The sequence below is a fragment of the Vibrio sabulosilitoris genome (assembly GCF_055391395.1).
The window spans coordinates 1,860,178-1,885,010 of record NZ_AP029599.1 but is presented as its reverse complement, the minus strand read 5'-3'; the positions used below and the strand labels follow the sequence as shown (position 1 = coordinate 1,885,010).

The window sequence follows — 24,833 nt, the reverse complement described above, 5'->3', positions numbered from 1 at the left end:
TTTACCGTTTTTATGCTGACACCTTGTTTGCTTTATCAAACGCATCCGTGATCGCCCTATCCAGCACATTTTTCTTGATTGGTTTATAAATCACATCACTCGCGCCATTAGCAAAGAACTCCGCTCTTGCCTCTGAGCCAGTATCCGCAGTACAAGCAATTACAATCGAAGCGATCTGCTTATCCTTTATTATTACCTTGGTCGCATCTAAGCCTGTCATGTTCGGCATATGATTATCCATCAAGATCAACTGATAAAAACTATCTTGCGCCATTTCGACCGCCTTTTGGCCATCGGCAGCGACATCTATCGATTCATAGCCCAGTGATTTCAGCAGTTTGGTCAATACAATCACATTAACCTTATTATCTTCCGCTATGAGTACTTTCAGTTCCCCATCACTGCTCGCTTTTGCCCTCTCCACCACCTCATAACGCTCGTGCATCGCTATTCTGCTCAACTCACCATCGTGATACGTTGACAAGCGACCGTTCGAAGCGCTCAATAAAGCAGTGACCAACTCATAGCCAGCAGACAATCCCGCCTCAAGGCTTCTGTTACTCTGATCTGGGTAGTGGCTCAGCTGATCAATAAACTGACTGATCGCGCCATCATCTTTCACAGCAAGCTCAAAGCACATTGCAACGTCGTCGTCATTAAAATGCGCCCGCACCCTCATTGATAGCTCTCTTGGATGGCTTTTGGACACGGCGAGAAGGGTCAAGAATATCAAACACGTTTCGGTCACGCGCTGGTCACTGCGAACCTTCAACCCTTCAATAGCATCATCGATATCAGTGCTAAAGGGCAGGTTATACGCCTCGACCAACAACTTTAACTTATTGCCTACCGTATCCATGAACTCTCGAGGCGCATTTGTCTGACGCTCCAAGGTAAGATTATCCACATCGACTTCGGCCAATGCTGACAAATTATCAGTGATCAAGCTTAAACAACGAGTAAGGCATTGGATCTGCACGCTAGTGGCTTTGATTTCATCGACATCCTCTGCAGAGTGCATATTGTCACTCAGCACGGATAAGTGTTTGATTGGTTTTACCACTTCATGGTGTAACAAAGAAAACAGTCGGCTTCTTTGCTCACTACCGGCGACAGCGAGCACTCTTTCCTGCTCTAGTTTAATCTCTAACGTCTTACGCTCGGTAATATCACGTTCAACGGCAATAAAACGCGTCAGCTCGCCATTCTCATGTACCGGCGAGATAGAAATATCAATCCAGTAGGGAGTCCCCTCTTTGGTGTAATTTATTATCTCGCTGGAGATAGACTTACCCTGCTTTATCGCCTGAGACAGGCGCTTGATTTCGACTATCGAGGTGTCTTTTCCTTGCAGCATATCACCAGGTTTCTTGCCGATAACCTCTGCAAGTGTATAGCCCGATAGTTCAGTGAATGCGTGATTTGCCCAAGTTATTCCACCCTGACTATCGGTTATAATCACCGCATCGCGCGTATGCTCAGCTACCAGCCCTAAAGTCGAGCGGAAATCGGCAAGCATGAGATCCGCCTCCAACTTAACCACTTCAGTCGCACGCTTTTTGAGTACCAAAGACACAATAGCAACCGCCCATATCGCATAAATCGCCAGCACCCGATTAGACACCACCTTCCACACTTCTCCGCCGATTGGCGATGCGTAATAGCCAACGAGCGTGAGCACAGTACAAATTGTTGCCCAAACAATCGTGGTATTTTGCTGCTTTGACATCAACGAAAGCAAAACCACAGTGACATACGGCACACCAGCGGCTACACCCAATGGAATGCTTAAATCTACCGCCAGCACGCCTAGTGACAATGCAGATAGCCAAACTGTAAGCGGAACAACTTTAAACCACATCATGACCTTCATTATGACCGTTCTCCATTGCCTGATTGACGAGCGCCAGCATACTCAGCATTGAGTCGATGGGCTTGATGAACATTAATGAGCAGCAAATTGACCAAAACTTGCAACTCCTCTAACGCGGGAATCGTGCCGCTACGCGCCTCTATCTCACACTTTTCTGCAAGCTGTGATACTTCCGGCATGCCGAACTCTGCCGTAATTCCTTTAGTTGAATGTAGGGTATGAAAAATCTTGTCTGCCGAAGACTCCGTGTAGCCGTTGATCAGCTTCTCAATGTTCTGCTCAACCTCTTGAATAAATGTTTCTAACAGGTCTAGCTTTTCTTCGCGCTCGAGCGCACCATCACTGAGTATGGCTGAGCTTGATATCTCCTCTTCCGTCATTGGTAAGGTATCCACAGGTGAACGTATCAAGTGCACCACATTGCTCTGACTACTTACCGCTTGTCCACCTCTTATCGCGCTATAGTGACGACTGATCGCCCGTTTGAGACTGGATACTTGCAGTGGTTTGGTTAAGACAAAGTTCGCCCCGCTATCAATAAAACGATCGTGAGCTTCTTTAAATACGTCTGCAGTACAAGCAAAAATGCAGGTATCGAGTTTAAGCTTGTGACGAATATGACTGATCACCTCTATGCCATTGAGTTTTGGCATATGGTTATCCATCAAAATCAAATCAAAGATCTCTTTACTGAGCACCTCTATCGCCTCGGAACCATCTCTAGCAAGGGTCACGGAATAGCCTTCATTGTGACAAAACTCTTTAAGAACCAGAGCATTCAATCGATTGTCTTCAGCGATTAATACCCTCAAGGTATCAGTGTTTGAAGAGGACGGAGAGGAAGCTAGTGGCATATCGGACTCAGCCAGGTTCGATATTGGCTGCTCTGTCACTTGGACTTGTTCTATCAACTTGATAGGTAGCGTGAGCATAATCGTCATTTCAGTCCCTACATTGGGTTGACTGAAGACCTCAATCTCACCATCCATCAGATCAACCAACTTCTTAACAATCGATAAGCCTAATCCGGTACCGCCAAACTTTCTGGTCGTGGATAGTTCTGCTTGCTCAAATGCATTGAAGATACTGTTTAATCGCTCTCGCTCAATGCCGACTCCGGTGTCAGTGACTTTAATCTCAATGTTCTTCCGGCTGACCTGATGGTGAATAATGCTTAAGCTCACCTCCCCACTATGAGTGAACTTAATCCCATTGCCTACAACATTAAACAGAATTTGACGCAAGCGTGCGGGATCGCCAACCAACTCAATGCTGCTTGGGATCAGGTTGTGTATCTTTAAAGCAATAGACTTATTGCTCGCCACTGGACGCAGCGATTTTTCGATACTTTCGGTCACACTCGCCATGCTAAACTCGCATGATTCAAGCGTCATCTTACCCTGTTCAATTTTTGAAAAGTCCAGAATGTCGTTAAGCAAGATCACTAGATGCTCACCCGACTCAACAATTGTTTGTGCGTGCTTTTTGATCTCAATCTCATTGGATTGTTCTCGAATCAACTCCGCTAACCCCATAACCCCATTCATTGGGGTGCGAAGTTCATGGCTCATGGTTGCCAAAAACAAAGATTTGGCTTTACTCGCCTGTTCGGATTTTTCAACCGACTCTTGGTAAGCCAAGCTATTGCGTCGCAATTCACGGCTACGCTGTACCCCTACTAACAGCAGGATAACGAATACATTGACCGTCGAAACAAACAGCAATAGGGCGCCCCTATCGCGCACTTCAGCCGAAATATCGGTTAATTGGCGCTCGGCATGCTCGACAAATTCGGCGTTTTTACCCGAGAGAACGACCGAAAATAGCTGGCGTTGCTGCATACTTAAACCGTTGAATATATTGCTAATTCTTTTGATATTTGGATCTTCAAACCCCGCCTGACCATCTCGAGTCAAAAATGCCTCCAACAAAATACTCGCGTTGAGGGTGTTTCCATTGTGACTGGTTTGCGGGCGATCCAGTGACGATAGCACTGAATGTCTTGCGACAATGACTCCCACTAAATGATCAAGCGCATCCGCCACATCAAGGCCAGAGTCATGGAAAGAGCTCAGTACGTCATAGATTTCTAAACGATTGAAATACAACTGCTCAGTGATATCTTGGCTAAAAACCGACTCCAATGAAGCAACCTTTTTTTCCATCGCGACAATTGAGCGATTAAGCTCGTAAGGCGAGCTGATCCCTTCAATCGACTGCAACGTGATTTCGTCTCGGGTCGCCACCAACTCATGTCCAAGCGTTGTTACAGTGGAGTGATAATGTGTGATTGTCTTATATTCGAAGTAATGGAGTATAGTCAAACCGAGTAAAGTGCAGAGTGAGATGACCAGCCCGATATAGAGTCCTCTAATCATTTTCATGTTCAAACTCCTCGAGAATCGCTGGACGCTGGCCGGAGAGTGTCAGTAAAAATTGATAAATATCCTCGATGGTACTTTCATCCAACTCTTTACCCAGTTGGCTCTGGCCCATGATTCTTATTGCGTCAGTGAGCTGCTGAGTTTGTCCGTCGTGAAAATAAGGGGCGGTATCAGCGACATTGCGCAAACTGGATACCCGAAACAGGTGTCGATCCTCGGGTTTCGACGTTGTAGTAAACCGGCCTAAATCACTACTTCGCTCACTGCCTGTTTTGTCCTGACCAAAATAGCCAAAGCGCATCACCAGGCCACCACCGACATTAGTTCCTTGATGACACGCAATGCATCCCTCAGACTGAAATGCCTGCCAGCCTCTTTCAGCTGATGAATTGATCGCCTCTTCTTCACCCGCTAAATAGCGATCAAAAGGCGCGCTAAGTGTGGTCAAAGCTCGCTCAAACTCAACTATTGTCCCTTTAATCGTATCGATACTGATCTCAAGGCCTGCATCAGAAAATAGAGATTGATATTTGTCAGACTGAGAGACGTAGTCGTATATGTCTTCCCAGTTGCTGTCCATTTCAACGGGGTTGTGTACTGGGCCATCTAGCTGCTCTTCCAATGAATTTACCCGGCCATCCCAAAAGAACCGATAGTTGTACACGACATTAAACACCGTCAAGGAATTACGCTGCCCTGCCCCATGAACACCGAGCGATACGGGTATTAACTCGGCACCGTTGGTTTGAAGATTATGGCAACTCTCACAGCTGACTTGGCTGTTTGAAGACAGCCCCGGATCCCTGAATAAAAACCAGCCGACTCTCGCTTTTTCAATTTCGATGTCTGCGACTGGTAAGATAGGTTGGATTGGTAGGCTGGGGTCAACGTAACTCAGCTCTATCGAGCCTGTGCCTATTGAGCTATTATCCGCTGAGCGAGTATTAGCATCGCGATGATAGTTTTCGGAGCCAGATTCTCTATGGCTAAGTGGTTGATTATTATTTGAGACTAGTGAAGCACCGACCTCATCTTGATAGGCAGGAGCAGACGATGATTTTAGCACTTCAAATAGTAACAACCCTATACAGAGGAGTAATATCGTGCTACATCCTAGTATTAGCTTTTTACTTCCCATAATCGCGTCCTAATATCACCATCCCAAGTAATCTAGAACATATTAATCTATAAACAATTCTTAAGCTTTGGCGCACTACATCCGCAACGACGAATTTTTCTCACCCGTCATTTAGCTTATGTCCCACAACAATATACCCGGTCCTCAGTTAAAGTACCGTGTATTACTAGGTCTTAGACAGCCAACTTAGGACACGAACTTACTGTTTATATAATGTTCTTCCAATTATCCCACCACCACAAATCATCTATCTTTGATCCAATTACTCATATTTCCACCATCCAATCTGTGAGCTTGCCTAATTCGTTTTTTGGCAGGTTAGACCCAAACACGAAGCTCTTGGGCCGTTGCACTGGAGTGAGAGTTTGGCACCAGTTTTCTAACTCTTGGCTGAGTGCCTCATGGCGATAATTGGATTTCAGCACGACAAATGCCTTTAACCGGTTTCCTTCTTCCCGAGTCATTAAGCGCACTGCACTTGTCTCAACCTTAGGATGCTGGTTTAAGTGCTCAGCCACCTCACTCAAGCTGACATTGATGCCTGCAACTTGAACTTGTTGGTCAGTTCGACCATTGAGGGTCAGTTGACGGCGCTCATCTATGGTCAAGCGATCTGGCAGCGTGAAGCCCTGACCCTGTAATTGGGTATGAATAAGGCGGTGCTTACCAAGGTTAACCTCCCAATAGGGCAATAATTGGTAGTCTGCATTCGGATACTTGGACACAGCGATTGCCCCTGCCTCTGCACAGCCATAAATGTCGATAATCGCTTCACACCGCCACTGAGCGAGGGACTGTTTAATCTTGTAAGCCAGTGGTGCGGTTGAGCTGACAATAGTGACATGCTCCAGCGTGCAATCTAGATGTGGCAGCCAAGTCTCGAGCTTATCTGGAAAACTGATTAACACATCCCCAGCTTTGAGGCTGCGCGTAAGATAGTTCACAGGCAAGTGTTGTGCCTCAACTAGGCTAGCACCAACTCTCTCCGGGAGTAACAGCGAGAACATAAAGCCATACAAATGACAATTGGGCACAAGGGACACAACTCGTCGCAGCCCTTCTACCTGCCGCACGATCTCCTCAAGCTCGATAATCAATTTACTTGCTTGGTGGACGATGAGTTTTTTACGCCCTGTTGTCCCTGATGAATAAAAACCAAACTGAGTAAAATCGCCGTTAGTCACCTCCACTATAGCCCGCGCCCATTGGTTGAGGCTCATCCGGCCACTTAGGTTGGGGATGTCGGCAAACTGAGTAAGCTGGAGCGCCGTTGAGATGCGAACCACAATTGCCGTTAACTCAAGTGAATCAATGCCAAGCTGAGTGAGGGGCGTATCCTCCGGCCAAGTATGGTTGTCGTGCCAATCGAGGGGTTGATGACGCAACTCGGCAAGCTCGATAAGGGTATTGTGCTTAAGAAAGCGCAAAATTTGTGCTGTCGTTAAACGTATCGTGTCGGAGTATTGATTTAAACATGCGTTGGGCAAATTTAAGTCCCCATACTTTATAGGTATTTTATTTGGAAAGATTAGAACATTACCTAGACTAGCAATGACGTTCTTCTCACAAAGTGGTGAATAATATGGACTTTACCCAAGAAAATTTATTTGAGACCCTCAATACCTCGAACCAAGAAACGATCAATCAAGCCAATTTTGGTGCCATTAAGCTCACTGATACAGGTAACGTAGAGTTCTATAACCGTTATCAGTCCTCACTGTCGGGGCTTTCACCTCAAGAGACACTTGGGAAGAACTTCTTTGTTCAGGTCGCCCCATGCACCAATAACTTTATGGTTGCAGAGCGCTTTCATGATGCTGTTGCTAATAATACTGCGCTCGATGAAACCCTCGATTATATCTTTACCTATAAACTCAAACCGACCAAGGTCACGCTGCGACTTCTTCGTCAGCAACAACAGTCATGGATATGCGTCGATGCCTAGTATCGATGTCAGCCCAGTGAATGAAATGAAAGAAGCTCAGTTACTCAGCTTCATCTACCAACTGCCAATGGGGATCATTCTTGCTCGCGCAGATGGCACTATCGAGCTCATGAGCGCTAAAGCGAGCCAACTTCTTTTGCAAATTAATCCCACGGCAGACTTTCTCAACCTGGTTGGACTCGCAAGTGATCTCTCACCATCCCTTGCCGATAGACTCGATGACTTCGTCACCAATACCGATGCGGTAAGTACATCGAGCAGTTACTCACCTTTTCGCGTCCAACTCGATGCGCTCAATGGCACGACACTGTGGCTTGATGTTGAGCTAGTCAGAGTATCGGCGACGCATATTATGATGTCTTTCTCAGACAGCACCATTTTAGTGGAACAAGATCACGAGCGTCATCAACAAGAGATACAACGAGCAGAGGCCTTAACCAAGCTCGAAATGGCGACCAACATCATTCACGATATTGGCAATGCGGTCACCGGCATTGCCATCAGCACTGAAAAGCTCAACGCAGACAAAAACTGGCCAGAGCTAGCCAGCTTAACCAAACTGCACCAGTTGATTGATGCCAAATGTACTGCGTTGGATCAAGCCCTAGGCAGTGGAAAAGGTAACGCACTCAGTGCATTCGTTGATTCTTTGCACTCCTCATTATCTAACCGGCAAAAAAGCTTCAACACCCTGCATCACGGGATCAGTATTAATGTCAAACATGTGCAAGACATCGTTCAAATCCAAAAAAGCCAGGTCGGTGATGGAGAAGGCGTACGTACTCAGCCCATAACGATTGCAGATTCGGTTGATCAGGCCCTGAAAGTTTGTGCTGAACTCATAGCACACCATAAATGTCAGGTTGCAATCCACGATAAATCCGATCAAGCAACGGTAATGGCTGACAAGACACGGCTAACACAAGTGATCGTTAATTTGATCAAAAACAGTTGTGAGGCAATGTGTGTTCAGGACGGTAATCATCAGATATCTCAGGCCAACATTGACCTAGTTATCGAGTCAGACACTCAACACGTTCACTTACATGTACAAGATAATGGGGTGGGCTTTAGTCCCGATATTGCCGCCAAGATCGGCATCGGTCACTTTACGACTAAACCTCAGGGTTCGGGGACAGGGACTTTGGGCGCAACGCAGTTTGCTGACAGTCACGGCGGCACATTTAGCTTAAGCAGTGAAGGCACCAACCTCGGTTGCTGCGCTGTCTTGAGCTTACCTATATCTCCAAAAGGCAAACATCATGAGTAACTTTAATTCCAGAGTATTGATCATCGATGATGAGAGTTCAGTGCGTGATGCATTCAAAATCGCGCTTGGTCAAGATGAGCGTCAAGACAACTCGCTTGATGCACTTTTACAAGCAGAGAGTGACCTATTTGATGATCTCCCCTCCTCTACACCAGTCAGAAATGAAAACATTTTTGATTGCCATCTGGATTTTTCCAGCAATGGTGCAGACGCTGTTGAGAAGGTCAGGCAGGCTGTCGAATGTGACCAACCTTATGCTCTCATCTTTTGTGACATGCGTATGCCCGGCATGGACGGCTTTGAAACCATTAAACACATTCGAGAATATGATGATAGAGCCCACGTAGTATTTGTCACTGCGTATAGTGATTACAAGCTCGAGCAATTGAACGCTGACTTAGGCAGTAACATCGGCTATCACTGCAAACCCTTCGAGCAGATAGAGGTTCGTCAAATTGCCACCAAAGCCTGCTGTGATTGGAATAAAGCGAAGCAACTTGAAAGCTTACTCAAGATCGTAAACGAGATCCCAGCGCGATGCGACACCGGCCTCAACCTAGTTGACTACATCGCACCGCAGCTCACCAATATTTTCCATGGCCACAACTCACAGGTATTTGTCTGGGAGATAGACTCAAAACAAATGGTCTACTGCTCAAATGAGGATATTGAGCCCGCTAACGCTTTTTTTGACGCCCTCACCGAGCAGCAAATACACAGTGAAAAGCAGTGCAGTAGCGCGTTCTATTTCGCTTGTGGCGAGTATGGTTTCTACATCAACATTGACCCCAACAACCCAATCAGTGATGACCTTAAACACGTCGCTTACCTGATGCTTAAACATGCCAGTCAAGCATTAAATTCTATCAAATTGCAGGCTGGATTAGCCAAACAAAGAGAACTTTCTGCTGTTGGTCGAGCATCAAGCATCATTGTCCATGACTTACGCCAACCGCTGAATGTCTTTGAGGGCGTCCTCGACTATATTAAGCCGACATTTCAGTCCTCGGTAGAAGATAGTGAAGCGGAGATGCTGGAGTGGATGACGTCTGCCTGTGTCGACATGCGCGCCCTTATTGACGATATTCTTGACCTATCCAAGGACAAACAAGCGCAAACAGAGGTTGTTGAGCTTAACACTTATATTCAAACGCTCTGTCAACAGCTATCGATTACTTTCCCAGAGGATATTGAGCTTGAGGTCAAGTTTACTTCGCCACTTTTGGTTGAGATAGACCCACAGCAAATTCGGCGAGCCTTGATCAACATCATCACTAATGCCAAAGAAGAGCTCATGACCCACCCAAGAGAGCATGCGCTGGTCGAAGTGTCACTTGGCGCCACCAAGAACAGTGCATTTATCGCAATAAAAGATAATGGGTTAGGTATTCCTCAACATCTGCTTGAGTCCATCTTTGAGCCATTCATAACAAAAGGTAAATCAAATGGCACCGGAATTGGGCTTGCGATCAGCCGTCAATTTGTTGAAAAAAACCAAGGACAACTCGAAGTAACAAGTTCAACACAAGGCAGTGAATTTCGACTTCTATTCCCATTAATGAGGTAACCCTCGAATGGTGTATCGACGAACTTAAAAGCGTAACTCATTAAAATTAATCAGGGCTTGATTGCACAACTAAGACGATTAAATGTCAGTTCTCTCTAAGTCACTCAAATATTGATCTCGATCATTAGCAACTTCCATCAGCCAAAACTAGGTTTAAACGAGTAAGCAAAAAATACTGAGGAGAGAACGATGGAATTAAAACAAGACGCTCGCTGTTACACCGATATTTGTGTAAACGGGCTTTGGTATCACTACGATCATTGTACGACTCACGCATATTTACTCAAAGGCGGCGCAGGCCCCTCTTTCAAGTTAACCACCGAGCCCAAAACTGAAGAGGAGCTGGTCACGCTACTAAAACAAATTAATTAGCCACTCTTATTAGTCAATAAGATTAAAAATACTCAATAATTACATGTTATTACCAAAATAGAGATCACATTATGTGATCTCTATCAGCTGTACGGTTCCATCCCTTCGCCAATCATAATAAGATCAGTGGTTAACGATTATTCATGAGAATCTAAATCGATGGAACCGTACGTCTCAAAATTTGCGGATCAGACAAAACACCAAATCTTGGTGGTCTCTTGTCTATGCTTTGGATTAGTGTTCCCGTTCTTTGCACTGATGAACCTGACATTCGCTACCAACAGCTTATTGGGCTTTACCCAGCTTGGATTCGTCGGTTATTGCTTTTATATTTTCACCCATCGTAAGCAACATGATTTGCACCAGCAACACGCCACTTTTTTCTCATATTGCACCATAGCCGTAGCCTGTATTACATCGAGAATGCTGCCTTTTTCTGTCGGCAGTGTGGTGTGGGTATTGGTTGCGCCAGTCCTGCTGTATGCACTTTTGGGTGTTAAACATGGTTTTTTTGCGACGCTCGTTACCCTGATCCTCAATTGTGTGCTGACTTACACCCCATTTATCACCATTGAGGGGATCGGTTATCAAACCGCTGGCAATATGCTCCTCGGCTATGCGGCGATTTGGGCGCTGCTGCACAGTCACGAGTTCAATCGTAATAAGACGGCGATATCCTTGCACGACCTCGCTGTGAAAGATTCATTGACAGGCTGCTACAACCGCTTGGCGTTGACCCACGACTACGAGCACTTAGCAAGCAGCACAGGCCCTATGTCAATCCTAATCCTTGATATCGATCACTTTAAACTGGTTAACGACGAGTATGGGCATGTATGCGGTGATAAAGTCCTTCAAGAAATTGGTGGCCTACTCACCCATTACGCTGACAACGATGTCTATCGTATTGGTGGCGAGGAATTTTGCATTCCTTTGCCTAACACCAATATGGCTCAAGCAGCAAGGACCGCTGAGGCAATCCGTCACTACATCGATAAGCATGTATTCAACGTAGATGGGAACAAACTTCACGTCACCATGAGTATTGGAGTGTGCCTGAGCAATCAACAACCACTCAATGAAGTGTTAGCCACTGCCGATGCGGAGCTTTACCGAGCGAAGCAAAATGGCCGCAATCAGGTCAAAGTCTGTGATTGCAGCCAGTCGAAGCATGACTTCAAGCGGATGGTGATCTAATCATCAAATACCACGTTGTAATTCTCGGTGTAGTTGCATTGGGGCGCTCGGCTGCAAGTAAAGAAGCGCCGCCCCTTAAACTCACCTGTGGTTGCAACACGAATAACCATCGGGCTGCGGCACTGCTTGCAAAACCGAACCTCTCTTTCCGGCTCGATCAAATCGATGTGGGCTGCAAGCAAGCGGCGTAAACGCCCGATTTGGTAGCTATGTTTAACCGATGCGCCGATTAGAGGAATGCCTGCCGATTTGCACACATGCAGCAGTAACTTCTCACGCTGCGCCTTGCCTTTATCCAAGTTGCGACCATCATCGAGTTCGATGATGACCCTCGGCTCTAAGGTTGTCGGCTCACAAATCACAAAATCAAAACAGCTTTTCGCGATGCGACCATTCGCTATAAACCACTGTTTTTTGTTGGTTGCAACCGGTGATACCACCTGGCTGATCGCAACCTTGGCCATGATCACACCGTGTGTGCCAACGGCCTCTTGCAGTGTATTAAGGAAGGTGGATTCTTGATTGGTGAGTAGCGTGGGTCGTCTTTTATAGCGGCTGTCTTTGAGTTGTTCTGAGCGATTCAAGCGCTTTTGTACTAAGAAAAAAAACACAACCAGCACCAATAAAACCACAAAAATGTTGCTAGGGGACATACTCGACACACTCACCACAATAACTTCATCTGATTGTAACCAATCTCACCCTCTTTGCCTCTATCTTTTTTGTATCAACACCATGAAAAATCAGATTATTCATCTATTTATAGGGTAAATACTCAATGTGATTGAATAAATAATATGAACAAAAAGTGACAGGCTGAGTTTGAAATTTTGATCTATATCAATTCTTGCGCAATATAATCTGATTAAGATTTAATCAGGAGTAAGCTAGGTTACTCCTACCCCACATGCTGTTTACGGAGGAACTATGAACAAAGACTGTTTGGGAATTTGTCTGTCTCACCGGGTTCTGCAAAAACACTTACAAACGACCTTTACCCACGTACGAGCATACTCCCCCAATCGCGACATTGAGACCTCTGATGTTGTGTTGGCTTATCCCCAGTTATCGGGTCAACAAGTACTCGACTCGATGCAGGGGTCTTCACGCTTAATTTGGCGAGCCGAATACTATTGTGAGGCCTAAACACAAAGCGAAGAGAAGCAAGTAAAGCAGCCTTGACGTTTTTCACTCAGGAAATACCGAACGATTGTCTATACTCAAACTACAACAATCAGTTCGGTATTTTTTTATGCAGCCAATCTCTCAGCTCTGCCTCACCTTCATTCTGACGACCTGCCTCACTCCGGCTCATGCCACCATGACCTACGCACTAAACTGTAATCTTACCGACACCAATGACACCTTTATTTACTTTCCAGAACAACTCATCTACCACAGTGAGCAGTTTGCGGTTTTTCATAACTTCAAGGGAAGAGTCGTGACCCAGGTCGATCTCAAAACAGACCAAATGGTGCGTACTACCTATATTGGTGAGCCATTTGAACCTCAATACCAAATCTTGTTTGGTGAGTGCCGAAATGCACTCAGTATGATTGAACTATGGGAAAACGAGCGGCTCAGCACAAACCCAACCCTATGAGTCAATAAACTTACAAAAACGGTTATAGTCGAAGGAAGGACTAACCTACTATTACGGGTTTGTTAACGATCAAATCAAGGAGAGAGGTTATGCAATGGATGCGCCATATTCCCCTAATCACACTAGTGATTACACTCATCGGATGCACGGGTAAACCGAATGGTGTTGAGCCAGTCAAACCGTTTACGCTGGAACGCTACTTGGGCACTTGGTATGAGATCGCGAGGCTCGACCATAGCTTTGAGCGTGGGCTGAATCAAATCACGGCCAACTACTCTCTCAATCCAGATAGCACCGTTAAGGTGATCAATCGAGGCTGGAATGAAGCAGAGCAGTCATGGCAGGAAGCAATTGGCAAAGCCAAGTTCGTCGAGGATTCCGACCAAGCTCATCTCAAGGTGTCTTTTTTTGGCCCGTTTTATGGCAGTTATATCGTTTTTTATCTCGAACCTGATTACTCCGTCGCTTTAGTAAGCGGGCCAGACCTTGACTACTTTTGGATATTGGCTCGCTCGCCGTCACTTGATGGTGAACAGCTGCAACGTTATCAGCAAATTGCACAAACTGCGGGCTTTGATACCTCAGCCCTGATTTATCCTACCCATTAATCTCGACCACTACCGATACTTAAGGCGCAGCTATTCCATTAGTTGCACTAAATTTCATCTTTTATCTCCTATAAAATGCTAAATATTAATCACAAGCACGTCATTTGGACCTTTTTTTTGATTCAACACAGGCTTTTTGACAAGTTTTGGGGTAGATTGTCGCTACCGTTCGTTCGAATATGAGAAGAATCATGACTCAAATTAACCAACAACGCCTTGTTGACCACTTTATCGAGCTAGTAAAAATCGACAGTGAATCAGGCAATGAAAAACAGATTGCAGAAACACTGGCTGATCAACTGGGTAACCTTGGCTTCACTGTACACAAGCTTGAAATGCCAGAAGGCTACACTAACGGCTTCAACCTGTACGCTCGCCTAGAGGGTAAACTTGACGATAGCATTCTTCTGAGTTGCCACATGGACACTGTTGCGCCAGGCAACGGTATCGAGCCAGTAATCGAAGATGGTATTATCCGCTCTGCAGGTGACACTATCCTAGGTGGTGATGACAAATCAGGTATCGCTGCGATCATGGAAGCAGTGCGCGTGATCAAAGAACAAAATGCTGACCACAAAACGATTGAACTGGCGTTCACCGTCTACGAAGAAGGCGGCCTGTTTGGCTCTAAGTTCTACGATATGACTCACGTTAGCTCAAACAAAGCGATCGTGCTTGATTCAGGTGGCCCTATCGGCACCATCATCAACGTGGCTCCAGGTCAACAAAGCCTGAAAATCACCATCAAAGGTCGCCCTGCACACGCAGGTCTAGCGCCTGAGACAGGTATCAGCGCCATCGGCGTTGCTGCTGACGCGATTGCTAACATGAAGCTGCTGCGTATTGACGAAGAGACAACGGCAAACATCGGTACCGTATCTGGTGGTCAAGCGACCAATATCGTGATGCCTGAGCTACACATCGCAGCAGAAGCCCGCTCTTTGTGTGATGACAAGCTGGCTGCACAAGTACAGCACATGGTTGATACCTTCCAAGCCGCCGCTGACAAACACGGGGCTGAACTAGAGATCGAATCTAAGCGTGCTTACAACGCTTTCAAGATTGAAGAAACCGATCAGCACATCATCGACGTGAAAGGCGCATTCGAAGCGATTGGCATCGAACCACAATGTCAGCCAACAGGCGGTGGTAGTGATGCAAACAACTTCTTTGCCAAGGGCGTCAACACCCTAAACCTATCTACCGGCATGGCAAAAGTACACACCACCGAAGAGTACATCGCCATCGACGATATGGTAAAAATCGCAGACTTCATGCGTCAATACCTAACAAACTAATCACAATTATTTCTGTGATTACATCAAGGGCGCCATCGGTGCCCTTTCTAATTTAAGGGATGAGTATCACTTCGTTCCGGGTAGCGAACCGTTTACCGCGAGTGCTATACACCTCGCTTCACGAAGGGAAACGCCCGATCTCGCCTCTCGAATCTGGTTTTTGTTAGTAAATTCGTCGCTTAAGGCCTGTTTGAACCAATATCCGAGTCGTGATCTCTTCAACTGAGAGTGACGAGGTATTGATATAAGGAATTGCCTCGCGGCGAAACAAGCCCTCCACCACATCAAGCTCGCTCTGGCACTGGTCGCGACTGGCATAATCACTGTCTGCTAAACGGTTTTGCCGGATTTCCGTCAATCGCTCAGGGTCAATCGTCAAGCCAAACAACTTATAACGATAGATTTCAAACTCAGGCAGCAACCGCATTCGCTGCATATCTTCTGCAATAAACGGGTAGTTCACCACGCGCAGGCCAAACTGCATGGACATGTACAAACTGGTTGGCGTCTTGCCACTACGCGAAACCCCCAACAGGATGATATCGGCCTGCTCTAGATCACGCAGTGACACACCGTCATCGTGCGCAAGGGTATACTCGATTGCCGCTATCCGGTCAAAGTACTTATCTTTATCTTTACCTACGCTGTGAGAGCGTTGCAATTTTGGCTGAGCCTTGAGATTGAGATCGCGCTCCACCTTGCCAACAAAGCCACCTAGCACATCATAAAACTCCGCCGGAGCCTGACAAAGCGCATCACGGATTTCTGGCAATACAATTGAGAAAAATACCAAAGGTTTGTGTTTGTTTTGTTGCTGCGATAGCTCTATTTCTTTGAGTAGCTCCTGCAGTTTGTTGGTGCTTTCGATAAACGGAAAGGTTTTCTCGTTAGGCACAAACGGAAACTGCCCCAGCACGGCATGACCCACTGTCTCACAAGTAATAGCGGTACCATCTGAAACGTAAAATACGTCACGTCTTTGAACTTCACTTTGCATGTCCATAATGAATCTTCAAATATTTTGATTTGAATACTTAACTGTAACTAAATATAACCAAGCTTTTGACAAGATTCTCAGTTCTGTCAGCAAAGCGTGATCTACGATAAAGACATGGGAATTGGCTTACCTCCCCCCGTACGCTGCAAGATTTCGGAGATGAACATGCATACACACACCCTATGGTTCAACGGCCTGTCAATGGACGACGTAGACAAAGTCGGCGGCAAAAACGCCTCACTTGGTGAAATGGTTTCTAACCTCGCCAATGCCGGAGTCTCGGTACCCAACGGTTTCGCGACAACATCGTACGCGTTTAATCAGTTTCTCGATTACCAAGGCTTAGACCAACGCATCCACCAGCTTTTGGATACTCTTGATGTCGAAGATGTCGAGAAGCTACGTCAGACTGGTGCACAGATCCGCCAGTGGGTACTTGAGGCACCCTTCCCTATTGAGCTTGAACAACAGATCCGTGCTAACTACGCTCAATTGACTGAGGAGCAAGAGGATGTCTCCGTTGCCGTGCGTTCGTCAGCCACAGCAGAAGATCTTCCCGATGCTTCGTTTGCCGGGCAGCAAGAAACCTTTCTCAACGTTAAGGGCATTGATGCGGTGCTGGAGGCAACCAAGCATGTTTACGCTTCGCTGTTTAATGACAGGGCCATTTCCTATCGCGTCCACCAAGGCTTCAATCATCGTGGTATTGCCCTCTCTGCCGGGATACAGCGGATGGTTCGCTCAGATAAAGCCGCGTCCGGTGTCATGTTCACGCTCGACACTGAGTCTGGTTTTGATCAGGTAGTGTTTATCACCTCCTCTTGGGGCCTGGGAGAAATGGTGGTGCAAGGCGCGGTTAACCCCGATGAATTCTATGTTCATAAGCCACTGCTTGAGGCAGGAAAAACGCCCATCGTACGCAAAACCTTTGGCTCTAAGCAGATCAAGATGATCTATTCAGATAACCCTGCTGTTGGTCAGCAGGTGCAAACGATCGATACCTCGGAAACAGAGCGTCATCAGTTCTCGCTCGAAGATAACGAAATCGCTGAGTTAGCAAAACAAGCACTCATCATCGAACGCCACTACCAACGGCCGATGGATATTGAATGGGCTAAGGATGGTATCGATGGCAAGCTGTACATCGTTCAAGCCCGTCCAGAGACGGTTTGCTCTCAAACCGAAAAGAGTGTCATTGAGCGCTTTCAACTCAATGGCAAAGCACAAACCCTCGTTGAAGGCAGAGCAATCGGCCAACGTATTGGGGTTGGGCCTGTACGAATCGTTGATTCACTTGATCAGATGTCGCTAGTTGAACAAGGTGACGTCTTAGTCACTGACATGACAGACCCTGACTGGGAGCCTGTGATGAAAAAAGCGGCAGCGATCGTCACCAATCGAGGCGGACGCACCTGTCATGCTGCGATCATTGCCCGCGAGTTAGGTATTCCTGCGATTGTTGGCTGTGGCAACGCCACCGGACAATTGGCCGATGATCAGCCTGTTACCGTCTCCTGTGCCGAGGGTGAAACAGGGTACGTTTATCAAGGCGAGCTCGAGTTTGAGGTACGTCGCTCATCGGTTGATGAATTACCACCGCTTGAAACCAAGGTGATGATGAATGTGGGTAACCCCGATCGTGCCTTCGATTTTGCTCAAATACCCAATGAGGGAGTTGGACTGGCGCGACTTGAATTTATTATCAACAAGATGATTGGCGTTCACCCTAAAGCGCTACTCAATTTTGACCAACAATCCGCTGACGTCCAGCAGCAAATTCAAGACAAAATGCGCGGATACTCTGATCCGGTTGAGTTTTATATCAGTAAGCTCACTGAAGGTATCGCGACCATTGCCGCCGCTTTTTGGCCCAAGCGCGTCATCGTGCGGATGTCAGATTTCAAGTCTAACGAATACAGTAACTTGATAGGTGGTAGTGGCTATGAGCCCCATGAGGAGAACCCAATGCTTGGTTTTCGAGGCGCCTCACGCTACATCTCATCGAGCTTCGAGGATTGTTTTGAGCTAGAAACTCGAGCCATCACTCGCGTACGAGATGGCATCGGCCTTAAAAACGTTGAGATCATGATTCCGTTTGTGCGCACACCCAGTGAAGCCGCCTCGGTTATCGACCTGCTGGCTAAATTTGGGCTGCGTCGAGGTGAGCAGGGTCTCAGGGTTATTATGATGTGCGAACTCCCCTCAAATGCGGTGCTGGCTGAAGAGTTTCTGCGTTACTTCGATGGCTTCTCAATAGGGTCCAACGATATGACCCAACTTACGTTGGGCCTTGATCGCGACTCAGGTGATATCGCCCATCTGTTTGATGAGCGCGACCCTGCCGTCAAAGCGATGCTAACCATGGCCATCCTAGCTGCCAAGTCCGCTGGCAAGTACGTGGGCATCTGCGGGCAAGGTCCATCTGATCACGACGATCTCGCGCAGTGGTTGATGGCCCAAGGAATAAGCTCAGTCTCACTCAACCCAGATACCGTGATCGATACGTGGCTGAAACTTGGCCAAAGCGAGTAACGAGAGGCGGGACGGGTAAAAGCCCTGCGAGGTTCGAGGTATTGAGCGATCATCCGCTGCTCGCAACAAAGTGTAACTCGTCCCCGTCACCGATCTTTGAGAATCAGGCTTTAGCTGCTAAATTGAATGTGCACATCCATTACCTGTGACTGACCGTGAGCAAAATAACATCAAATCAACCACTGCTTTTTGGCAACCTCGCCATTGAACATCAGACGGTTACCCATATGGTGATGCTGTATTGTCAACACCACCACCAAAGCACCCCACCATGCGAGCATTGTCAAGCCCTGCTTGATTATGCCGAGCAAAAGCTAGATCGCTGCCCTTATGGGCAAGATAAGCCAGCGTGCAATCAGTGCCCGATCCACTGCTATAAGCCGACGCCAAAAGCACAAATGAAAGCGGTGATGCGCTATTCTGGCCCGCGGATGCTCCTGCACCACCCTATCCTCGCCATTCGTCATCTGATCAAAGAACGCAAAACCTTTCCGGCTAAACCACCAGAGGGACAATCCAATCGCGCTAAGCGCAAGGCTAATCAGTGACCACTAACCACTGTTGAGACAACCAATAAAATGGTGATCCATTGCGATGTGGAGCGGTGCAATTGACTCGATGTCGCCCTTCAGACAGAGCCTCGGGTGGTGCGACCGAAAAACGATCACTCGTGTGCCATTCAACCTCAATCGACTTGCCATTAAAAAAGCATTGCAGATGAGGATAATGCGCGCCATGGTTATCCGTGAGCAACTCGACATCAAGAACCGGTTTATCCTCTAAAGTGACCGGGTCAGGCAGTTGGGCAAACTTGGTTGGCAATGCCCTAGCATTAACTTTAAAGCGCAACGAGCTGACACTGGCATAATGTCCAGCTGTATTAAAGCGAGGCAGTGCCTGCCAATCACTGTGTGTCTCAATCGAGCCCGACTGTTGACCAAAGGCGATATACCCTTGCTCACTCACCCAATCTCGCAACCGATAATTGTATTCGCCATAAGGATAGGCAAATAGCTTGGGAGCATAGCCAATCTGCTCTTCTATACGGCGCTGAGCGGCCGAAATATTTTTGGTCGCTTTATCAAACCATTGTGGGTCCGTCTCGGCATCACGCACTAGGAAGGCATGATCTAAGGTGTGATTGGCGATCGTCACGCCATTCTCAGCCATTTCTTTCAGCTGCTCCCAAGAGCAGTAGCCTGTGTAATTGGCATCGACCGGATCGGTTGTGACGAACACCGTAAACGGCAAGTTACGCTGCTTTAGGATCGGATAGGCGGTATCACATACTGACGCAAACCCGTCATCAAACGTCAGAGCAATGGTCTGTTTGTCACTGCCTTGTCCCGTTTTAATCTGTGAAATAGCTTGCTCAAGGTCAACCACCTCTAATCCTAGCCGCTCAAACTCATCCAGCTGAGCGATAAAGTCCGCCACCTTGGTGCTGGTCGAGTGTGGGGTATTATCAGCGATGTGATGATAAAGCATGATATTTAAAGAGTGAGCCGCGACGGTGCTCGAAGCCAAAGAGAGGGTGATAAAAGCGAGTTGGCGTTCCATTAACTTATTGTCAGGTTTTAATCAGAGCGCAGCATGATATCAGACAGTTATGCCCATATTAGGTCAGGTGTTTGCAAATTCGATCCTCAGCCCAAAACCAACAGCTAGAATCAGTTACAACATTTCTTTACTGCGTGGCTAATCGCTGACCAAATCGCCTAATGATCGAACAGCATTTGGTAAAATACCTCTCGCGCCTCTGGATTAGCGTCTCTATGGGTGCGGTATTCAACATGACTTTGCATAGAGGCCGCCGGTGACAGCTCGATACTCCAAAGTGCCTTTAGCTGGTTGGGGACAATCGAGTAACGCACATCAATGATCCGCAGCTCATTTACCGGGTCTTGGGCGACAAACCCATTTGAAAACCAGCGAAAACGCTCAATATCTCTCGCTTGTTGAGAGCCAGGGTTGAGCCAGGGGAAGTCTCTATCGACATCCAGTTTAGCGATCGACTCACCGGAATAGGTCTTGACGGATGTTCCTACTCTGACCGCATCGACGTGGTATTGCCCTTCAGTTTCGTAAACCACTTTCCATAGCAGAATATTGGCAAAACTCGGTTTGGCTTCTAACTGGATTGGCTGATGTTGACGCTGTTGCGCTAGTTGCCAACCGGCCGTCTCCGCTCGCTCTTTTTGAACCCATCCCATACTCGGATACAGGAGGGCCCAGATAAACGCACTGCGCGCGTACCAAGGGCTTCGCCGCCATATCGCACCAATAAGTAGCAGTATAATGGGCAACGTGAACAGAGGATCGATCACCGAAACTAGATTCCATGCGTAGCGCTGATTAGTTAAAGGCCAGAGTAATTGAGTGCCATAGGTAGTGCATGCATCAAGCAATGCGTGGGTGGCATAGCCCAGTGCACAGAACAGCCAACTTTGCTTAAACGACAATCCAAACCTTTTGCCGATGACAGCATGCAACACCAAGGCACAGATTAGGCTGCCGATAGGGATAAACAGCAACGAATGAGTAAACTGGCGGTGGTATTCCAAATACAATAGTGGGTCAGTTGATGAGCGGATAAACACGTCCAGATCCGGCGCCATACCCGACAAAAGCCCAAACACACCGGCTATCACTAAGTGCCTCTTATCACTGACCGACTGGGGCAAGGCCGCACCAAGCACTCCTTGTGTCACTGGGTCCATACAATTAACTCATTGATATAGTGAGCGATACTAATAAGATAGACCACAACGCACCAATTCCAATAAGTAAACTATTTTTGCTGTAACTGTTTGGGTATGACAGCAATGAGACTGCATAAACAAACTCGCGCTGATGTCATAAGAATTTACACAAACCTGCGTTTTAGCGCTTTACTTACAGTGCGATGTGATGAACACTCCCATTCGCAGTATAATTGGTCATATGAAGCATATCAGTAGGCACTTATGAGTAACACAACCGACAAAAAGTCGAATCCTCTCTTTGAAATCGTTTTTAATGTCTTGATCCCGTCTTTCATCCTGATGAAGTTTAGTGGTGATGAGCATCTAGGCCCAGTGATGGCTCTGGTGGTCGCGCTAGCATGCCCAGTGGCATATGGTGGTATGGATTTGATCCGCAACAACCGCTTTAACTTTATCGCTGCACTCGGTTTTGTCAGCGTTCTGCTTACCGGTGGTATTGGCCTTCTCGAGCTAGACACCCGCTGGCTCGCACTCAAAGAGGCTTTGATCCCTGGTCTTATCGGTCTCGCGGTGCTTGGCTCAACGTTTACTCGTTACCCATTTATGCAAAAAATGATTCTCAACGATTCGGTGTTTAATCTGCCGCTGATCACCGAGCGCCTGCATGAAAAGGGCAATGCGGATGCGTTTGACAAATGCCTACGTTTCTCAAACTACCTGTTCGCGAGTACTTTTGCCTTCTCGTCAGCGATGAACTATTTCCTCGCTACTTGGATAGTGACTAGCCCGGCTGGCACCGCGCAGTTTAATGAAGAGCTTGGAAAGCTAACACTCTACAGCTACCCTGCCATCGCGATTCCAAGCATGCTGATGATGATGGGGATCTTCTTCTATGTCTGGCGTCAAATCGGTGTAATGACGTCACTGGAAAGCGAACAGATCCTTAAAGCCAACTAGACCACAGTATTCTGTTTCGCCAAATCGCGCTGAGGTGCTCTTACAATCGAGCTCCTCACTTAACCCCCTAACCCATCAACTCCGCTTGTCAGAGGTACCCAAACCCGCAACTCAACAACGTAGTTTTGAAACTAAACGACCCTTACATCGACTTTAATCTCCGTTCAGCTTAACGACCCATGAGATCCACTGATCGCTTCCAATCTTTAGACCGTAACCGATATAAGCAGCCAGCCACTGTCACACCAAATTAGTCAGTCTCGAGATAAGCAATGAACCGAATCAACCCCAAATCCCTACTGCACAGCAAATGGACAAAAATAGACGTCACCGACAAAGAGCTGCATTTTGTCGTGACAACAGTACGCTTTGACGAGCACCAAAATGTCACCGAATGCATTATCGAGGCGGTGATCAACAATAATGAATACCAGATCGAGTGGCGCGAACTAAAAAACGATACTGTGTGGCAACAAGGCTGGAAGTAGGCAACAAGCACCCCTTACCTAGTAGAGTGATGCAAAGTTATTGCGGCATGTAAATATTTGAGGCTTCGGGAGGTTTTACCGTGACGCATACCTTCGCTGTCTGATAGACTCACTTCCTAAGTTCACTCAATACCCACTACTCAACATGGCCCTAAAACCAACTATCTATAAGTTTCGCATTTCTCTCAGTGACATGAATCGCGATCTTTACACCTCCTCGAACCTTACTGTTGCCCAACACCCATCAGAGACTGAGCGCCGCATGGTGGCCCGCCTTATCGCCTATTGTCATGGCTACAGCGAAGACTTGGAGTTTACCAAAGGCCTGAGCACAACCGATGAGCCAGATCTTTGGGAAAAAGAGCTTCACGGTGATATCCGTCGCTGGGTAGAACTTGGTGAGCCAGATGCTGATCGCGTGAAAAAGGCCTCACGAGTGGCCGAGCGAGTATCAATCTACGGATACAACACTTCAGCTGGCCAATGGTGGCAGCAAAACCAAAACAAGATTCGCAGCTTCTGTGAAGGCATCTACCAAATCGACACTGAAGCACTCGACCAGTTTGCCGCGGCACTGACCCGCACCATGGATCTTTCAGTCATGATCTCAGGCACCGACATCTATGTTGATACTGGCTCAGACTCGATTGCTGTGTCACTTGAGACTTTGCACAGCCAGGACTAAGTTGTGTCACTAGAAAACAGCCTTGCGCAGCAAATAGAGAAATTGAGATTCGACCCTGAGTCTCAGTCCTCAGTCAGTTGTGATAGTGAGCAAGCGCTCAGCCAACTGCTCACACAAATGCAGCCACTGTATGCAAAAGTGAGGGCGCAAAAGCCTGAAATGACCGAGCTTGATGCGCTGCTTGGGCTGTTTTCTTATCAGCATCAGACCCTGATCACCGAGTTTGACCAGCAAGTCGACTCTTTGGTTGCGATGAAGACGGTGCTTGCAGACAACCTATCTCAATCCGATCAAGATAAATTCTCCGCGCCCATCATTACCCAAGTGTGGCTAACCACACAGCTATGGCTGTTCATCCAAGGCTGTCAGAACCTTGACTACAGTCTCGCCAACGATCACGCACTGGCTTCGTCTCAACGTTTGGCTACGCTGACTGATTCAGACATTGATGCCCTGCGCAGTGAATTGATGCGTTATTATTACCAAGGCATTAAACAGTACCAGAGTACCAATCCAAGTACTGCGTGGTGGAAACGCTGGTTTGAGAAATGGCTTAACTAAGCTTACATATTACCGTCGTCACTGCGTCCACCAAAAGGAGAAGCCAATGAAATGCTCAGTTTTTATCGCCACCAGTGTTGATGGTTATATTGCCCGTAAAGATGGCAGTGTCGATTGGTTGCACAGTGCCGGAAACCCAAATGTCGAAAACGATGGGCTCGCAGAGCAGACCTTTGGTGATTACATCGCCAGCATCGATTGCATGATCATGGGGCGAAACTGTATGCAAGTCATCTCCGATATGAACCTCACGCCCGAGCAGTGGCCCTATGGTGATACACGAATTATCGTCTTGAGTACGACGCTAAGCCAGCCGCCTGAGAATATGCTGGACAAGGTCGAACTCTACTCAGGCGAGCTCAATGCTCTACTCGCTCAACTCGAGTCTGAGGGTTATCAGCATGCCTATATCGATGGGGGTACCACTATTCAATCTTTTCTCAACCTCAAACGCATTGATGAGATGACCATCACCTACGCGCCAATCTTGCTTGGTGAAGGTATCCCTCTATTTGGTGCGACTAACCACGACATCAAACTGACCAACGCCAAGAGCACTACCTTTGCCAATGATTTTATTCAGGTAAACTATAAAGTCAGCTATCCGGAATAAATGCTACGCAAGGACGATTTGCAGTGAACCTTTGGTGTTA

Annotated in this window: 24 protein-coding genes; 16 read left to right on the top strand and 8 right to left on the bottom strand. The window is 47.1% G+C overall.

What is annotated here, in order from left to right; all coding sequences use genetic code 11:
• Window positions 1-10: 10 nt before the first annotated feature.
• The 4 genes from ACZ5R2_RS08935 to ACZ5R2_RS08920 all read right to left on the bottom strand — a co-directional run bounded on the left by ACZ5R2_RS08935 (window position 11) and on the right by ACZ5R2_RS08920 (window position 6,882).
• Window positions 11-1,873: a response regulator gene (locus ACZ5R2_RS08935; RefSeq protein ID WP_464901921.1), complete on the bottom strand. Its 1,863-nt coding sequence runs from the start codon at window positions 1,871-1,873 to the stop codon at window positions 11-13.
• On the bottom strand, window positions 1,873-4,257 hold the full coding sequence (locus ACZ5R2_RS08930; RefSeq protein ID WP_464901920.1) for an ATP-binding protein: 2,385 nt from the start codon (window positions 4,255-4,257) through the stop codon (window positions 1,873-1,875). The genes ACZ5R2_RS08935 and ACZ5R2_RS08930 overlap by 1 nt, the downstream gene beginning before the upstream one ends.
• Window positions 4,244-5,395 (bottom strand): cytochrome-c peroxidase, encoded by a 1,152-nt coding sequence (locus ACZ5R2_RS08925; protein WP_464919404.1) that lies wholly within the window; start codon window positions 5,393-5,395, stop codon window positions 4,244-4,246. The genes ACZ5R2_RS08930 and ACZ5R2_RS08925 overlap by 14 nt, the downstream gene beginning before the upstream one ends.
• Before the next feature lie 266 nt (window positions 5,396-5,661).
• Window positions 5,662-6,882 (bottom strand): AMP-binding protein, encoded by a 1,221-nt coding sequence (locus tag ACZ5R2_RS08920; protein WP_464901918.1) that lies wholly within the window; start codon window positions 6,880-6,882, stop codon window positions 5,662-5,664.
• 95 nt (window positions 6,883-6,977) lie between these two features.
• Here ACZ5R2_RS08920 and ACZ5R2_RS08915 point away from each other — a divergent pair, with 95 nt between their 5' ends.
• The 5 genes from ACZ5R2_RS08915 (at window position 6,978) to ACZ5R2_RS08895 (ending at window position 11,746) form a co-directional block, all read left to right on the top strand.
• Window positions 6,978-7,340, top strand: coding sequence for a PAS domain-containing protein (locus tag ACZ5R2_RS08915; protein WP_464901917.1), 363 nt, complete (start codon window positions 6,978-6,980; stop codon window positions 7,338-7,340).
• Window positions 7,333-8,610, top strand: coding sequence for an ATP-binding protein (locus ACZ5R2_RS08910; protein ID WP_464901916.1), 1,278 nt, complete (start codon window positions 7,333-7,335; stop codon window positions 8,608-8,610). Before ACZ5R2_RS08915 ends, ACZ5R2_RS08910 begins: the two co-directional genes overlap by 8 nt.
• On the top strand, window positions 8,603-10,177 hold the full coding sequence (locus ACZ5R2_RS08905; protein ID WP_464901915.1) for an ATP-binding protein: 1,575 nt from the start codon (window positions 8,603-8,605) through the stop codon (window positions 10,175-10,177). The genes ACZ5R2_RS08910 and ACZ5R2_RS08905 overlap by 8 nt, the downstream gene beginning before the upstream one ends.
• 189 nt (window positions 10,178-10,366) lie before the next feature.
• Entirely contained in the window at window positions 10,367-10,549 is a 183-nt protein-coding gene (locus ACZ5R2_RS08900) for a hypothetical protein (RefSeq protein ID WP_464901914.1), read from the top strand.
• 159 nt (window positions 10,550-10,708) lie between these two features.
• Window positions 10,709-11,746 carry a GGDEF domain-containing protein gene (locus ACZ5R2_RS08895; protein WP_464901913.1) on the top strand — a complete coding sequence of 346 codons (1,038 nt, stop codon included), beginning with the start codon at window positions 10,709-10,711 and terminating at the stop codon, window positions 11,744-11,746.
• On the opposite strand, the gene ACZ5R2_RS08890 is transcribed toward ACZ5R2_RS08895, so the two are convergent.
• Complete coding sequence (locus tag ACZ5R2_RS08890; RefSeq protein ID WP_464901912.1) at window positions 11,743-12,399, bottom strand: DUF2726 domain-containing protein; 657 nt, start codon at window positions 12,397-12,399, stop codon at window positions 11,743-11,745. The genes ACZ5R2_RS08895 and ACZ5R2_RS08890 overlap by 4 nt on opposite strands.
• A gap of 274 nt (window positions 12,400-12,673) precedes the next feature.
• Between ACZ5R2_RS08890 and ACZ5R2_RS08885 the strand changes: the two genes are divergently transcribed.
• The 4 genes from ACZ5R2_RS08885 to ACZ5R2_RS08870 all read left to right on the top strand — a co-directional run bounded on the left by ACZ5R2_RS08885 (window position 12,674) and on the right by ACZ5R2_RS08870 (window position 15,255).
• The gene (locus ACZ5R2_RS08885; protein ID WP_438459610.1) at window positions 12,674-12,892 is read left to right on the top strand and encodes a hypothetical protein; all 219 of its coding nucleotides are present in this window, start codon (window positions 12,674-12,676) and stop codon (window positions 12,890-12,892) included.
• Between the two features lie 106 nt (window positions 12,893-12,998).
• Entirely contained in the window at window positions 12,999-13,349 is a 351-nt protein-coding gene (locus ACZ5R2_RS08880) for a hypothetical protein (RefSeq protein ID WP_464901911.1), read from the top strand.
• 98 nt (window positions 13,350-13,447) lie between these two features.
• Complete coding sequence (locus ACZ5R2_RS08875) at window positions 13,448-13,957, top strand: lipocalin family protein (protein WP_464902344.1); 510 nt, start codon at window positions 13,448-13,450, stop codon at window positions 13,955-13,957.
• Between the two features lie 191 nt (window positions 13,958-14,148).
• Window positions 14,149-15,255, top strand: coding sequence for a M20/M25/M40 family metallo-hydrolase (locus tag ACZ5R2_RS08870; RefSeq protein WP_464901910.1), 1,107 nt, complete (start codon window positions 14,149-14,151; stop codon window positions 15,253-15,255).
• A 163-nt stretch (window positions 15,256-15,418) separates the two neighbouring features.
• Here ACZ5R2_RS08870 and ppsR read toward each other — a convergent pair whose 3' ends face one another.
• Window positions 15,419-16,252, bottom strand: coding sequence for a posphoenolpyruvate synthetase regulatory kinase/phosphorylase PpsR (ppsR, locus tag ACZ5R2_RS08865; RefSeq protein WP_464902343.1), 834 nt, complete (start codon window positions 16,250-16,252; stop codon window positions 15,419-15,421).
• Between the two features lie 165 nt (window positions 16,253-16,417).
• Between ppsR and ppsA the strand changes: the two genes are divergently transcribed.
• Both ppsA and ACZ5R2_RS08855 read left to right on the top strand, forming a co-directional pair.
• The gene (gene ppsA / locus ACZ5R2_RS08860) at window positions 16,418-18,784 is read left to right on the top strand and encodes a phosphoenolpyruvate synthase (RefSeq protein WP_464901909.1); all 2,367 of its coding nucleotides are present in this window, start codon (window positions 16,418-16,420) and stop codon (window positions 18,782-18,784) included.
• A 155-nt stretch (window positions 18,785-18,939) separates the two neighbouring features.
• Window positions 18,940-19,332, top strand: a complete 393-nt coding sequence (locus ACZ5R2_RS08855) for a nitrous oxide-stimulated promoter family protein (protein WP_464901908.1) — start codon at window positions 18,940-18,942, stop codon at window positions 19,330-19,332.
• Here ACZ5R2_RS08855 and ACZ5R2_RS08850 read toward each other — a convergent pair.
• Together ACZ5R2_RS08850 and ACZ5R2_RS08845 are read right to left on the bottom strand one after the other, a co-directional pair.
• Window positions 19,322-20,344: a polysaccharide deacetylase family protein gene (locus ACZ5R2_RS08850; RefSeq protein WP_464901907.1), complete on the bottom strand. Its 1,023-nt coding sequence runs from the start codon at window positions 20,342-20,344 to the stop codon at window positions 19,322-19,324. The two genes, ACZ5R2_RS08855 and ACZ5R2_RS08850, sit on opposite strands and share 11 nt — an antisense overlap.
• A 158-nt stretch (window positions 20,345-20,502) precedes the next feature.
• A complete protein-coding gene (locus ACZ5R2_RS08845; protein WP_464901906.1) occupies window positions 20,503-21,504 on the bottom strand; it encodes a metal-dependent hydrolase in 1,002 nt (333 codons plus the stop codon).
• 246 nt (window positions 21,505-21,750) lie between these two features.
• Between ACZ5R2_RS08845 and ACZ5R2_RS08840 the strand changes: the two genes are divergently transcribed.
• From ACZ5R2_RS08840 to ACZ5R2_RS08820, 5 genes are all read left to right on the top strand, one after another.
• Window positions 21,751-22,446 carry a VC0807 family protein gene (locus ACZ5R2_RS08840; RefSeq protein ID WP_464901905.1) on the top strand — a complete coding sequence of 232 codons (696 nt, stop codon included), beginning with the start codon at window positions 21,751-21,753 and terminating at the stop codon, window positions 22,444-22,446.
• A gap of 272 nt (window positions 22,447-22,718) precedes the next feature.
• A complete protein-coding gene (locus tag ACZ5R2_RS08835) occupies window positions 22,719-22,934 on the top strand; it encodes a TIGR02450 family Trp-rich protein (protein WP_464901904.1) in 216 nt (71 codons plus the stop codon).
• A gap of 145 nt (window positions 22,935-23,079) precedes the next feature.
• On the top strand, window positions 23,080-23,619 hold the full coding sequence (locus ACZ5R2_RS08830) for a YaeQ family protein (RefSeq protein ID WP_438459639.1): 540 nt from the start codon (window positions 23,080-23,082) through the stop codon (window positions 23,617-23,619).
• Window positions 23,620-23,622: 3 nt separating this feature from the next.
• The gene (locus ACZ5R2_RS08825) at window positions 23,623-24,180 is read left to right on the top strand and encodes a hypothetical protein (RefSeq protein WP_464901903.1); all 558 of its coding nucleotides are present in this window, start codon (window positions 23,623-23,625) and stop codon (window positions 24,178-24,180) included.
• A 46-nt stretch (window positions 24,181-24,226) separates the two neighbouring features.
• Complete coding sequence (locus ACZ5R2_RS08820; protein ID WP_464901902.1) at window positions 24,227-24,793, top strand: dihydrofolate reductase family protein; 567 nt, start codon at window positions 24,227-24,229, stop codon at window positions 24,791-24,793.
• Window positions 24,794-24,833 lie beyond the last annotated feature (40 nt).

Excerpts from the sequence above, each read along its gene's own strand:
- ACZ5R2_RS08870 (WP_464901910.1), top strand. The coding sequence starts at position 14,149 with ATGACTCAAATTAACCAACAACGCCTTGTTGACCACTTTATCGAGCTA.
- ACZ5R2_RS08905 (WP_464901915.1), top strand. The coding sequence starts at position 8,603 with ATGAGTAACTTTAATTCCAGAGTATTGATCATCGATGATGAGAGTTCA.
- ACZ5R2_RS08835 (WP_464901904.1), top strand. The coding sequence starts at position 22,719 with ATGAACCGAATCAACCCCAAATCCCTACTGCACAGCAAATGGACAAAA.
- ACZ5R2_RS08925 (WP_464919404.1), bottom strand. The coding sequence starts at position 5,395 with ATGGGAAGTAAAAAGCTAATACTAGGATGTAGCACGATATTACTCCTC.
- ACZ5R2_RS08885 (WP_438459610.1), top strand. The coding sequence starts at position 12,674 with ATGAACAAAGACTGTTTGGGAATTTGTCTGTCTCACCGGGTTCTGCAA.
- ACZ5R2_RS08850 (WP_464901907.1), bottom strand. The coding sequence starts at position 20,344 with ATGGAACGCCAACTCGCTTTTATCACCCTCTCTTTGGCTTCGAGCACC.
- ACZ5R2_RS08830 (WP_438459639.1), top strand. The coding sequence starts at position 23,080 with ATGGCCCTAAAACCAACTATCTATAAGTTTCGCATTTCTCTCAGTGAC.
- ACZ5R2_RS08890 (WP_464901912.1), bottom strand. The coding sequence starts at position 12,399 with ATGTCCCCTAGCAACATTTTTGTGGTTTTATTGGTGCTGGTTGTGTTT.
- ACZ5R2_RS08880 (WP_464901911.1), top strand. The coding sequence starts at position 12,999 with ATGCAGCCAATCTCTCAGCTCTGCCTCACCTTCATTCTGACGACCTGC.
- ACZ5R2_RS08915 (WP_464901917.1), top strand. The coding sequence starts at position 6,978 with ATGGACTTTACCCAAGAAAATTTATTTGAGACCCTCAATACCTCGAAC.
- ACZ5R2_RS08910 (WP_464901916.1), top strand. The coding sequence starts at position 7,333 with ATGCCTAGTATCGATGTCAGCCCAGTGAATGAAATGAAAGAAGCTCAG.
- ACZ5R2_RS08930 (WP_464901920.1), bottom strand. The coding sequence starts at position 4,257 with ATGAAAATGATTAGAGGACTCTATATCGGGCTGGTCATCTCACTCTGC.
- ACZ5R2_RS08840 (WP_464901905.1), top strand. The coding sequence starts at position 21,751 with ATGAGTAACACAACCGACAAAAAGTCGAATCCTCTCTTTGAAATCGTT.
- ACZ5R2_RS08820 (WP_464901902.1), top strand. The coding sequence starts at position 24,227 with ATGAAATGCTCAGTTTTTATCGCCACCAGTGTTGATGGTTATATTGCC.
- ACZ5R2_RS08845 (WP_464901906.1), bottom strand. The coding sequence starts at position 21,504 with ATGGACCCAGTGACACAAGGAGTGCTTGGTGCGGCCTTGCCCCAGTCG.
- ppsR (WP_464902343.1), bottom strand. The coding sequence starts at position 16,252 with ATGCAAAGTGAAGTTCAAAGACGTGACGTATTTTACGTTTCAGATGGT.
- ACZ5R2_RS08900 (WP_464901914.1), top strand. The coding sequence starts at position 10,367 with ATGGAATTAAAACAAGACGCTCGCTGTTACACCGATATTTGTGTAAAC.
- ppsA (WP_464901909.1), top strand. The coding sequence starts at position 16,418 with ATGCATACACACACCCTATGGTTCAACGGCCTGTCAATGGACGACGTA.
- ACZ5R2_RS08935 (WP_464901921.1), bottom strand. The coding sequence starts at position 1,873 with ATGAAGGTCATGATGTGGTTTAAAGTTGTTCCGCTTACAGTTTGGCTA.
- ACZ5R2_RS08875 (WP_464902344.1), top strand. The coding sequence starts at position 13,448 with ATGCGCCATATTCCCCTAATCACACTAGTGATTACACTCATCGGATGC.
- ACZ5R2_RS08895 (WP_464901913.1), top strand. The coding sequence starts at position 10,709 with ATGGAACCGTACGTCTCAAAATTTGCGGATCAGACAAAACACCAAATC.